This window comes from Mycobacterium sp. E3305, assembly GCF_001666785.1.
GTDB lineage: Bacteria > Actinomycetota > Actinomycetes > Mycobacteriales > Mycobacteriaceae > Mycobacterium.
On record NZ_LZJA01000163.1, the window covers coordinates 1 to 11,741 of the forward strand.

General features: G+C 70.0%; 9 protein-coding genes. 4 read left to right on the forward strand and 5 right to left on the reverse strand.

Annotation, left to right across the window (positions count from 1 at the left end; all coding sequences use genetic code 11):
- Positions 1 to 474: AI-2E family transporter (locus tag A5701_RS15175; RefSeq protein WP_156670103.1), on the reverse strand; the 474-nt coding region annotated here is incomplete at its 3' end.
- Positions 475 to 619: 145 nt separating this feature from the next.
- Between A5701_RS15175 and A5701_RS15180 the strand changes: the two genes are divergently transcribed.
- Positions 620 to 1,789: a TIGR00374 family protein gene (locus tag A5701_RS15180; protein WP_067754965.1), complete on the forward strand. Its 1,170-nt coding sequence runs from the start codon at positions 620 to 622 to the stop codon at positions 1,787 to 1,789.
- Here the strand turns inward: A5701_RS15180 and A5701_RS15185 are convergent.
- Positions 1,786 to 2,337: a hemophore gene (locus tag A5701_RS15185; protein WP_067754968.1), complete on the reverse strand. Its 552-nt coding sequence runs from the start codon at positions 2,335 to 2,337 to the stop codon at positions 1,786 to 1,788. The genes A5701_RS15180 and A5701_RS15185 overlap by 4 nt on opposite strands.
- A 328-nt stretch (positions 2,338 to 2,665) precedes the next feature.
- Here A5701_RS15185 and A5701_RS15190 point away from each other — a divergent pair, with 328 nt between their 5' ends.
- On the forward strand, positions 2,666 to 5,713 hold the full coding sequence (locus A5701_RS15190; RefSeq protein ID WP_067754971.1) for an efflux RND transporter permease subunit: 3,048 nt from the start codon (positions 2,666 to 2,668) through the stop codon (positions 5,711 to 5,713).
- Positions 5,710 to 6,234 carry a helix-turn-helix transcriptional regulator gene (locus tag A5701_RS15195; RefSeq protein ID WP_067754974.1) on the forward strand — a complete coding sequence of 175 codons (525 nt, stop codon included), beginning with the start codon at positions 5,710 to 5,712 and terminating at the stop codon, positions 6,232 to 6,234. Before A5701_RS15190 ends, A5701_RS15195 begins: the two co-directional genes overlap by 4 nt.
- Here A5701_RS15195 and A5701_RS15200 read toward each other — a convergent pair whose 3' ends face one another.
- The gene (locus tag A5701_RS15200; protein WP_067754977.1) at positions 6,235 to 6,918 is read right to left on the reverse strand and encodes a hypothetical protein; all 684 of its coding nucleotides are present in this window, start codon (positions 6,916 to 6,918) and stop codon (positions 6,235 to 6,237) included.
- Entirely contained in the window at positions 6,915 to 7,565 is a 651-nt protein-coding gene (locus tag A5701_RS15205; RefSeq protein WP_067754979.1) for a hypothetical protein, read from the reverse strand. Before A5701_RS15205 ends, A5701_RS15200 begins: the two co-directional genes overlap by 4 nt.
- Before the next feature lie 41 nt (positions 7,566 to 7,606).
- Between A5701_RS15205 and A5701_RS15210 the strand changes: the two genes are divergently transcribed.
- Complete coding sequence (locus A5701_RS15210) at positions 7,607 to 9,592, forward strand: M13 family metallopeptidase (protein WP_067754982.1); 1,986 nt, start codon at positions 7,607 to 7,609, stop codon at positions 9,590 to 9,592.
- On the opposite strand, the gene A5701_RS15215 is transcribed toward A5701_RS15210, so the two are convergent.
- On the reverse strand, positions 9,576 to 11,741 hold a 2,166-nt coding region (locus tag A5701_RS15215), incomplete at its 5' end, for a molybdopterin-dependent oxidoreductase (protein WP_067754985.1). The two genes, A5701_RS15210 and A5701_RS15215, sit on opposite strands and share 17 nt — an antisense overlap.

Here is an 11,741-nt window from a genome sequence, read left to right on the forward strand (position 1 = left end):
CGCGGTGGACAGGGCGCCGCTTTCCAGCTTCGTCTGATTGTTGCGCAGGGCCTCGATCGCGGCGTTGCCGGCGTTGTCGATTTGTTCGCGGCGCAGGTGCGCCGGCCCGTGGATCAGCCACCGCCGGGTTGACTCGATGCTGCGGGTGACCTGGTCGGTCAGGCCCGGCAGACCGTCGACGAATTGGTTGACGACGAACGCCAGGATGCCGCCCAGGATGGAGAAGCCGCCGAGCAACACCAGGGCCACCGCGCCGCCGCGGGGCAGGCCGCGGCGGTCGAGCCAGTCGACGACCGGCAGCAACAGCGCGCTGAGCAGCAGCGCCACCAGGACCGGGACGACGATCACCTCGAGCTTCTTCACCACCCACAGCAGCGCGACCAGCGCGAGGAGGATGACCAGCAAACGCCAGGCCCAGGCTGCGGTCTTGCGGACGATGGGTTCGACCGAAGCGTCGTCGGTGTTTGCCGGCATGGGGTGAGCCTATCCGGCGCGGGGCACCGCCAAACGTGCGCGCGGCGCCGGCGCGCGGCCGCGTCGGCACGATCCGGTTACGACGGCGACACGGTCGGCGCCGCGCGGCGATGCCCGCGCCACCTGCACCGTTACCCTAAATCACGTGCCGCACGACGCACCCGCCCGCAATCTCGACTTCCCGCGCGAAGAGGCCCCGCGCGGGAAGTACTGGTGGGTGCGCTGGCTGATCCTCGGGATCGTCGCGGTCGTGCTTGCCGTGGAGGTCGCGCTGGGCTGGCATCAGCTGGCCAAGGCCTGGATGAGCCTGTACGAGGCGAACTGGTGGTGGCTGTTGGCGTCGGTGGTGGCGTCGGCCGCGTCGATGCACAGCTTCGCGCAGATCCAGCGCACGCTGCTGCGCTCGGCCGGCGTGCACGTCAAACAGTTGCGGTCGGAGGCCGCCGTCTACGCCGCCAACTCGCTGAGCACCACGCTGCCCGGGGGCCCGGTGTTGTCGGCGACGTTTTTGCTTCGGCAGCAACGGATTTGGGGCGCCTCGACAGTGGTGGCGTCGTGGCAGCTGGTGATGGCGGGCGTCCTGCAGGCCGTCGGGCTGGCGCTGCTTGGGCTGGGCGGGGCCTTCTTCCTCGGCGCGAAGAACAACCCGTTCTCGTTGCTGTTCACCCTCGGCGGCTTCGTGGCGTTGCTGCTGCTCGCCCAGGCCGTCGCGTCGCGGCCGGAGCTGATCGACGGGATCGGCTGCCGGGTGTTGTCGTGGGTCAACTCCGTTCGCGGCAGGCCCGCGGACACCGGCCTGGCCAAGTGGCGCGAGACGCTGGCGCAGCTGGAGTCGGTGAGCCTGGGCCGGCGCGACATGGGGGTGGCGTTCGGCTGGTCGATGTTCAACTGGGTCGCCGACGTGGCCTGTCTCGGGTTCGCGGCCTACGCCGCAGGCGATCACGCCTCGGTCGCCGGGCTGACGGTGGCCTACGCCGCCGCGCGGGCCGTCGGCACCATCCCGCTGATGCCCGGCGGCCTCCTGGTCGTTGAGGCGGTGCTGGTGCCGGGTCTGGTGTCCAGCGGCATGTCGCTGCCCAACGCCATCTCGGCCATGCTGATCTACCGGCTGATCAGCTGGTTGCTCATCTCCGCCATCGGCTGGGTGGTGTTCTTCTTCGTGTTCCGGACCGAGAACGTCGCGGTGCCGGACGACGAGGAGGCGACGCCGAAACCCGCGCCCGGAGCGCCGCAGGACCCGGCCGCCGACGATCCGACCGAGACCGCCCTGCAGGGCCCGCTACCGCCCGACCGGAGCCCTGAAACCGGGAGCTAGCCGGCGGTGTTGCCGCGCGGCGGCCCCGACAACGGATTGGCCGCCGCCGGCGGGACCGGCCCGGTGGCCGCCGGGTTGCCGCCCAGCGGCAGCGCGCCCGCCGCGTTGCCAGGCAGCGCGGGCAGCCCACCGGCCGCGCCCTGCGCCTGCTGCATCATGCCCATCGCCTGGGTGGGCGAGATCGGCAGCTTGCACTGCAGCGACAGGTTGGTCAACGGCTGGGCGATGGACGTCATGTCGCCGGCGACCTTCGGGTTGGCCTCGAAGTAGGACTTCAGGCCGGTCATCGACTGGGGTCCCGCCTGCTGCTGCAGCATGGAGGTCATCGTCTGGTTCGTCTCCGGGTGCGAGTCCAGGTAGTCGCCCATCGACTTGGAGACCGAACCGATCGTGCGGGCGACCTCACTGGCCGAGCAGGGGTCGCTGGCGCCCGTCGCCGGTGGCCCAGCCAGGACGGCCAGGGCGGCGCACGGCACGGTGGTGGCGATCAGCCCGGCCACGATCTTGCGGCGCATCTTGCGGGGCCCGGTCGCGGTGCCTCTGGTCATCGAAACTCCTTACGATTTGCGGCGTCACGCGCAGCACCGACGCCCGCAAACGGCTGCTGTGGACGGCCTCGTCGAATCGCGGAGTTCCCCGGGGCCCCGCCGGCCACCCGACATCCTGCCATCGCCGGCGTGCGCCCTGCCAGCGCGCGTGCACCCGTGTGAGGAAAATCCCGCCGGTAACCGGTTCACAACGACTTGGCAGCGTCTTGGCAACAAGCCCGTCGTTGCAGCTCAGGAACCAGAAAGCTGACATCATCCACAGGCCGCTGCGGTATTCTCGCCAGCACGCGTTAAGCGAAACACGGGGAGTGAAGAAATCCAGCAGTTAATGATGCGCCTCAGCCGCAGCCTGCGTAAGTACCGCTGGTTGGTCTTCACGGGCTGGTTGCTGGCGTTGGTTCCGGCGGTCTATCTGGCCTTGACGCAGTCGGGGAACCTGACCGGCGGCGGCTTCGAGGTGGCCGGTTCGCAGTCGCTGCTCGTCCACGACCAGCTCGAGGAGCTGTACCACGACCAGGGGTCGTCCTCGCTCGCCCTGGTCGCGGCGCCCCGCCCGGACGCCAGCTACGCCGACATCAACGACGCCGTCGCGCTGCTGAGGCGCACCGCCGCCGAGGTGCCCGGCGTCTCGGAGGTGCCCAACCCCACCCAGCGGCCGCCGCAACCCGACCGGCCGTACGTGTTGTCGCTGCGGCTGGATTCCCGCAACACCAGCGACGTCGCCAAGCGGTTGCGCACCAAGGTCGGGGTCAAGGGCGATCAGGCCGGCCAGACCGCGGACGGCCGGGTGCGCCTGTACGTGATCGGGCAGGGTGCGTTGTCGGCCGCCGCGGCGCAGAACACCAAGCACGACATCGCCGCCGCGGAGCGCTGGAACCTGCCGGTGATCCTGATCGTCCTGCTCGCCGTCTTCGGTTCGCTCGCCGCCGCGGCGATCCCCCTGGCCCTCGGCATCTGCACGGTCGTGGTCACCATGGGCCTGGTCTACCTGCTGTCGGCCTACACGACCATGTCGGTGTTCGTGACCTCGACGGTGTCGATGTTCGGGATCGCGCTCGCCGTCGACTATTCGCTGTTCATCCTGATGCGCTTCCGCGAGGAGCTGCGCTCCGGCCGCGAGCCGAAGGAGGCGGTCGACGCGGCGATGGCGACCTCCGGGCTGGCCGTGGTGCTGTCCGGGATGACGGTCGTCGCCTCGCTCACCGGTATCTACGTGATCAACACGCCGGCGCTGAAGTCGATGGCGACCGGAGCGATCCTGGCCGTCGCGGTCGCGATGTTGACGTCGACCACGCTCACCCCGGCGGCGCTGGCGACCTTCGGCCGGTCGGCCGCCAAGCGGTCGGCGTTCCTGCATTGGTCGCGCGGACCGGAGGGCGGCCAATCGCGGTTCTGGAACCGCTGGATCGGCTGGGTCATGCGGCGGCCGTGGATGTCGGCGCTGGGGGCGTCGCTGGTCCTGCTCGTCATGGCCGCGCCGGCGTCGTCGATGGTGCTCGGCAACAGCCTGCTGCGCCAGTTCGACTCCTCGCACGAGATCCGCGCCGGCGTGGGCGCGGCGGCCGAGGCGCTCGGCCCCGGCGCGCTCGGCCCGATCCGGGTGCTGATCACCTTCCCCGACGGCGGTGCCGCCTCACCCGAGCACGGACAGACCATCGCCGCAATCCGGCAGCGCATGACGCAGGCGCCCAACATCGTGTCCGTCGCGCCGCCGCAATTCGCCGAGGACAACGGCAGCGCCCTGCTCTCCGCGGTGTTGACGGTCGACCCCGAGGACATGCGCGCCCGCGAGACCGTCGGCTGGATGCGCGCGCAGCTGCCCAAGGTGCCCGACCGGGGAACCGCCCGCGTGGATGTCGGCGGCCCGACCGCGCTGATCAAGGACTTCGACGACCAGGTGTCCAAGACCGAGCCGTTGGTGCTGGCCATCGTCGCGCTGATCGCGTTCGTGATGCTGCTCGTGTCGGTCCACTCGGTGTTCCTGGCGCTCAAGGGCGTGCTGATGACCCTGCTGTCGGTCGCCGCGGCGTACGGCAGCCTGGTGATGGTGTTCCAGTGGGGCTGGCTGAAGGACCTCGGCTTCGCCCAGATCAGCTCGATCGACAGCACGGTCCCCCCGCTGGTCCTCGCGATGACCTTCGGGCTGTCGATGGACTACGAGATCTTCCTGCTGACCCGCATCCGCGAACGCTTCCTGCACTCCGGGAACACCCGCGACGCGGTGGCGTACGGCGTGAGCACCAGCGCCCGCACCATCACCAGCGCGGCCCTGATCATGATCGCGGTCTTCATCGGCTTCGCGTTCGCCGGCATGCCGCTGGTCGCCGAGATCGGCGTCGCCTGCGCGGTGGCGATCGCGGTGGACGCCACGGTGGTGCGGCTCGTGCTGGTGCCGGCGCTGATGGCCATGTTCGCCCAGTGGAACTGGTGGATCCCGCCGTGGCTGTCCCGGGTGCTGCCGTCGGTCGACTTCGACCGGCCCCTGCCGGAGGTCGATCTGGGCGACGTGGTGGTCATCCCCGACGACATCTCGGCGCTGACGGCGCCGAACGCCGACCTGCGGATGGTGCTCAAGTCGGCGGCCAAGCTCAAGCACCTGGCGCCCGACGCCATCTGCGTGACCGACCCGCTGGCCTTCACCGGTTGCGGACGCAACGGCAAGGAAAGGCCGGGCGCCCAGCCGGAGGGAGCCGACACCGAGCGCGGCCGGGACCCCGGTCAGATCCCCCACCAGGTCGACATCGACGACGAGAGGGCGGGTGTCGCGGCCGGCGCTGCCGACCGGAAGAACGGCAGCAACGGCCACACCAACGGCTCCTCGGGGACCAAGAAACTGGTCGGCGGGCTGACCTCGCGCAACGGCATCGCCAAGGCGATCGTCGGGGCGGACCGGCCCGTCCACCCGGTCACCCTGTGGCGGGGGCGGCTCTCCGTCGCCATCGACGCGCTGGAGAGCGAGACCGAGGCCGCCGACCGGGCCGTCTACGAGCGCCGCTGCCCGGTCGAAACCACCCACGTGCAGCTGCCCACCGGCGACCGGCTGCTGGTCCCGACCGGCGCCGAGACGCTGCGCCTCAAGGGCTACCTCATCATGAGCCGTAACAGCCAACGCGATTACGCCGACTTTGCCGATATGGTTGAAACGTTGGAGCCCGAGACCGCCGCTGTGGTGCTGGCCGGCATGGACAGGTACTACTGTTGTCAGTCGCCCAGGCGGCAATGGATCGCCACCCAGTTGGTCCGTCGACTCGCTGATCCGGATCCCTGTGATTTCAACGACGAGCAGGGGTCGGAGACCGACGCCCGCTCGGACTGGGAGGAGATCAGGCAGCGCTGCCTCTCGGTGGCCGTCGCGATGCTGGAGGAGGCGAGGTGACGTTGGCACCTGACCGACGCCCCGCACCGCCCCACCGGCCGGCGACCGAGCCGCGCAGGCGTGACGCCGCGCCCGCCCCGGACCCCGACCAGCCGGTGGAGTTCTGGCCCACCTCCGCCATCCGCGCTGCGCTGCAGGGCGGCGACATCGCCACCTGGAAGCGGATCGCCGCGGCGTTGAAGCGCGACCCGTACGGCCGCACCGCCCGCCAGGTCGAAGAGGTGCTCGAAGGCACCCGGCCCTACGGCATCTCCAAGGCGCTGTGGGAGGTGCTCGAACGCGCCCGCACCCACCTGGAAGCCAACGAACGCGCCGAGGTGGCCCGCCACGTCGGACTGCTCATCGACCGCTCCGGCCTGGCGCAGCAGGAATTCGCCTCGCGCATCGGCGTGACCGCCGCGGAGCTCGCCGCCTACCTGGACGGCAGCACCAGCCCGTCGGCCGCCCTGATGATCCGGATGCGCCGGCTCTCGGACCGGTTCGTCAAGGTGAAGTCGACGCGCTCGGCAGACTCCAACTGATCACCTGATCGGCAGCACGTCCGACACCAGCCAGGCGTCGCCGTGCTTGGTCAGCGCCACGCGCAGCGCGGGCGCCGACTGGCTGGGCTGTTGGCCCGGCGCGTTCTGGGTGACCCGCAGGATCACCGCGACGCTGGCCGCCGACGGCCCCAGCGCCTCGACCCCGGCCGCCAGCGTGGCGGCCTGCGCGGTCACATTGTGCTGGGCCAGTTCGGAGCTGGACTTCGTGTACTGCTCCTTGAAGGCGGCTGCGTGCTCGGGGACGATCAGCGCCGTCGCCCGGTCGATGGAGCTGTCCGGGGCGCCCGGGGTGAACGACGCCATCGCCTCCGCCATCCCGGTGGCGACCCGGACCACGTCGCGGGAGTCGTCCTTGAAGACGCGGTCCGACCGCGTCCAGTGCGTGTAACCGGTGACCACCGCGGCCACCAGTGCGGCCGTGCACAGGAAGACGACGGCCAACCGCAGCCCCGGCGCGTCGTCGTCGGTGCCGACGCTGACCGAATCCCGCCGCAGCAGCCAGAAATTGACCAAGACGCCCTCGACGATCAGCAGCACGAGCACCGAGCACGCCGAGACCCACCACAGCGGCCAGCCCAGGACCAGCCCGATCGCCAGCAACGCCGCCACCGCGGCCAGCGGCGCCAGGATGTCGAACGCGAGCAGGCGCAGGAGGTTTCTCATCGGATCGATTCCAGCCCCGAGATCATCAGCTTGCCGTCGACGTTGACCACGTCGAGGCGCAGATTCCAGTGCACCGTCTGCGGTTTGGCGCCGGCGTTCTCGCTGACGGAGGTCGCGACCAGCATCACCGCGTCCAACCGGCTGGCGAACGGCGGCAGCTTGGTGGTCACCACCGGCCGGGACGTACCGGGCTGGGTGTCCAGGTCACGGTGCACGGTCTCGACGGCCACCGCGTCGATTCGCCCGGCGCTCTTGGACTGCAGCTTCTCCACCACCTGCCGGTAGGGCTGCATGGCGGCGTCGAAGTCGGTATTGAGTTCGCCGACCGTGCCGTCGTGCAGCCGTTGCAGGCTGCCGTCGACGTTGCCGCTGTTCATGTTGATCAGCACCCCGGTCCACTCGGCGGCGGTCTGCATGACGCGGGACAGGTAGCGGCGTTCGCCCGTGTCGTCGCGGTGCCCCGACCACAGGAAGAACCCGAACACGATCGCCGCCACCGACAGCACACCGAGGACGGCCGACGCGATGCCGTACGCGGAGAACATCGGGCCGCCTGCGGCGTCGTCGTCACGGAATTCCTCGGCGTCGGCGTCCTCCGCCTCCGCGACTTGCTCGTTGGTTGGCTCGGTTCGCTGGCCGTCGGACATGGCCCGATCGTCGCACCCGACAAAGATGGAAGGATGGCGGGGTGACTGTAGAGGCCATCCGCTCGGGCATCGACCTGAGCCACGTCGACGCCGACACCCGCCCCCAAGACGACCTGTTCGGACACGTCAACGGCCGCTGGCTGGCCGAATACGACATACCGGCGGACCGTGCGACCGACGGCGCGTTCCGGCACCTGTTCGACCGTGCCGAGGAGCAGGTGCGCGATCTGATCGTCGAGGCCAGCGAGACCGGCGCCGCCGCGGGCACCGACCAACAACGCATCGGCGACCTGTACGCCAGCTTCCTCGACGAGGCGGCCATCGAGCGGCGCGGCCTGCAACCCCTGCTCGACGAGCTGGCCACGATCGACGACGCCGCGGACGCGGACGCGTTGGCGGCGGCGGTGGGCGCGCTGCAGCGCACCGGGGTGGGCGGCGGCCTCGCGATGTACATCGACACCGACGCCAAGAATTCCGCCCGGTACCTCGTGCACGTCACCCAGTCCGGCATCGGGCTGCCCGACGAGTCCTATTTCCGCGAAGAGCGGCACGCCGAGGTACTCGCGGCCTACCCGGGGCACATCGCCCGGATGTTCGCCCTGGTGTACGGCGGCGCCGCGGAAACGCACGCCGAGACGGCGGCCCGAATCGTGGCGCTGGAAACCAAGCTGGCCGCCGCGCACTGGGACGTGGTCAAGCGACGCGACGCAGAGCTCTCCTACAACCTGCGGACCTTCGCGGACCTGCAGGCCGAGGGCAAGGGCTTCGACTGGGTCGGCTGGGCGACCGCGCTCGGCGGCACACCGGAGGCGTTCGCGGAAGTCATTGTGCGGCAACCGGATTACCTCACCGCATTCGCCGACCTGTGGGCGACCGGCGACCTGGAGGACTGGAAGCGTTGGGCGCGTTGGCGGTTGATCCGCGCGCGGGCGTCCTGGCTGACCGACGAGCTGGTCGCCGCGGACTTCGACTTCTATGGCCGGCTGCTCACCGGCGCCGAGCAGATCCGGGAACGCTGGAAGCGGGCCGTGTCACTGGTGGAGAACCTGATGGGCGATTCCGTCGGAAAGATCTATGTGGAGCGGTATTTCCCGCCCGGGGCCAAGGCGCGCATAGACGCGCTGGTGGACAACCTCAAGGCGGCCTATCGGCTGTCCATCAACGAGCTGGATTGGATGACGCCGCAGACCCGGGAGCGGGCGCTGGCCAAGCTGGACAAGTTCGTCGCCAAGGTCGGCTACCCGGCGAAGTGGCGGGACTACTCCGCGCTGGTGATCGACCGCGACGACCTGTACGGCAACTTTCGGCGCGGCTATGCGGTCAACCACGACCGCGAACTGGCCAAGCTGGGCGGTCCGGTCGACAAGGACGAGTGGTTCATGACCCCGCAGACGGTCAACGCCTACTACAACCCGGGGATGAACGAAATCGTCTTTCCCGCAGCCATTTTGCAGCCGCCGTTCTTCGACCCCGAGGCCGACGACGCCGCCAACTACGGCGGGATCGGCTCGGTGATCGGGCACGAGATCGGGCATGGCTTCGACGACCAGGGCGCCAAGTACGACGGCGACGGCAACCTGGTGGATTGGTGGACCGACGCCGATCGCGCCGAATTCGGCGCCCGCACCAAGGCCCTGATCGAGCAGTACGAGGCGTACACGCCGCGCGGGTTGGACGCCGGTCACCACGTCAACGGCGCGTTCACCGTCGGGGAGAACATCGGTGACCTGGGCGGGTTGTCGATCGCCCTGCTGGCCTATCAGCTGTCGCTGGACGGCCAGGACGCACCCGTCATCGACGGCCTCACCGGCGTGCAGCGGGTGTTCTACGGCTGGGCGCAGGTGTGGCGCACCAAATCCCGCCCGGCGGAAGCGATCCGGCGGTTGGCCACCGATCCGCACTCACCGCCGGAGTTCCGCTGCAACGGCGTCATCCGCAACATGGACGCCTTCTACGAGGCGTTCGACGTCGCCGAGGACGACGCGCTGTTCCTGGAGCCGCAGCGGCGGGTCAGGATCTGGAACTGACGGGCACGCCGACCGCTTCGATCCGGGCGGGCACGTGCTTGTGCCACGGCGTGCCCGCGTAGGGATCGCGCCATTCCGTCGAGGTGAGCGCGTTCGGGGCGACGCCCGGTGTCACGGTCTGCCCGTCGCCGTCGACGTAGTCGAGCCCAAAACCGTTGGGCAGGGCCGCATGCCCGGCCAGCATGGTCTCGGTGATCTCGACGGTGGCCTCGGCGCTGCCGGCCGCGGTGCTGATGCGGGCGCGACATCCGTCGGCGAGCCCGAGGGTTTGGGCGTCCTCGACGCTGACTCGCAGCGCCCCGTCGGCGTCGCGTTTGCGCCAGGAGGGGTCGCGGAAGATGTCGTTGGCGGTGTAGGCGCGGCGCTCGCCCACCGACAGCACGATCGGGAACTCCGGTGTGGTGAGCCGCGGTGGCGCCTGGGCCAGGGCCGCCAAATCGGTGAGCATTTCCGGGATTTCCAGCGCGATCTTGTGATCGGCGTGGCTGATCAACGCGAAATCGTCCTCGTAGTTGTGGACGGTGAACGTCACCCCGGACGGGGTGTCGAGGATCGCGTCGAACAGCGCGTTGCCGTCGGCGTGGCCGGCGCGGCGCACCGCGTCGGGATAGGTCAGCGCGGCCTTCTGGGCGAGCCCCCACAGGGCGGCCGCGCCGCGCAGGCCGTCGGGCAGCGTGGGCCCGAGCGTCTCGTAGAGGACATAGGGCAGCAGCTTCGCGACCGTCGGGTTCGCGGTCGCGGTGAGGAACGCCTCGGTGTAGGCCCGCCGGCCGCGCTGGGCGGCCTCGGCCAGCGGCCGCAGGTCCGCGTCGTCCACCACGCCCAGCGCCCGCACCAACCGGGCCCAGATCTCGGGTTCGGGCAGCGTTCCGGGCAGGGGCTCGAGCAGCGGCCGGCGCAGCTGAAAAGCGTTGTGCGGGAACTCCAGGTTGAAGAAGGTGGCCTCGGGCTTCTCGAACTGGGAGGCCGCGGGCAGCACGTAGTGTGCGAGTCGGGCGGTCTCGGTCATCGCGACGTCGATGACGACCATCAGTTCGAGCGCTTGGAAGGCCTCCCGGCAGGCCGCCGAGTTGGCCAGCGAGTGGGCGGGGTTGCTGCTCTCCACGATCATGGCCCGGAATCGGTCCGGGTGGTCGGTGAGGATCTCCTCGGGCACGACGTTGCTGGGCACCAGCCCGGCGATGATCGGGGCGCCGGTCACCGGCGTGCGGCCGGAGAACTGGCCGAACAGCGGTCCGAATGCCGAATGCAGATGCTGGCCACCCTTTTTCGCGAAGTTGCCGGTGAATATCCACAGCAGCTTGTTGAGGTAGGAGCAGAGCGTGCTGTTGGGCGCCTGCTGCACCCCGAGGTCCTCGAACACCGAGACGCTGGCCGCCGCGCCGATGCGGCGGGCCGCCGCGCGCAACAGCTCCTCGTCGACCCCGCACCGCTGTGCGTAGTCGGACACGGACACCTCGCGCAGCGCGGCGCGGACGGCGTCGGCGCCGCGCACGTGCTCGGCCAGAAACGCTTCGTTGCAAAGGTTTTCCTGCACCAGGACGGCCGCCAGCGCGGCCAGGCACCACGCGTCGGTGCCGGGCCGCACCCGCAGGTGGAAGTCGGACATCTTGGCGGTGTCGGTGACGACGGGATCGATGACGATCATCGACCGGGCCGGGTCCTTGGCGATCTCGTTGAGCACCACCCGGGCCCGGGGAAAGCTCTGTGACATCCACGGGTTCTTCCCGACGAAGACGGACACTTCGGCGTGCTCGAATTCGCCGCGCGTGTGGCCGCCGTACAGCTGCCCGTCGATCCACGCCTCGCCGGTCTTCTCCTGCGCCAACGCGTTCGACCGATAGCGCGACCCGAGGGCCTTGAGGAAGGCGCCGCTGTACGCCCCGCCGAGGTGGTTGCCCTGCCCGCCGCCGCCGTAGTAGAAGATCTTGTCGCCGCCGTAGGCGTCCCGGATGTGCTTGAAACCCTCGGCGATCTCGACGATCGCGGTGTCCCAATCGATCTCCTCGAAGCTGCCGTCCGCGCGGCGGCGCAGCGGCGACGTGAGGCGAGCGCCGCTGTTCTGGTAGTGATCCAGCCGCAGGGCCTTGTTGCAGGTGTACCCCTGCGACGCCGGGTGCGCCTTGTCGCCCCGGATGCGGGCCAGCCG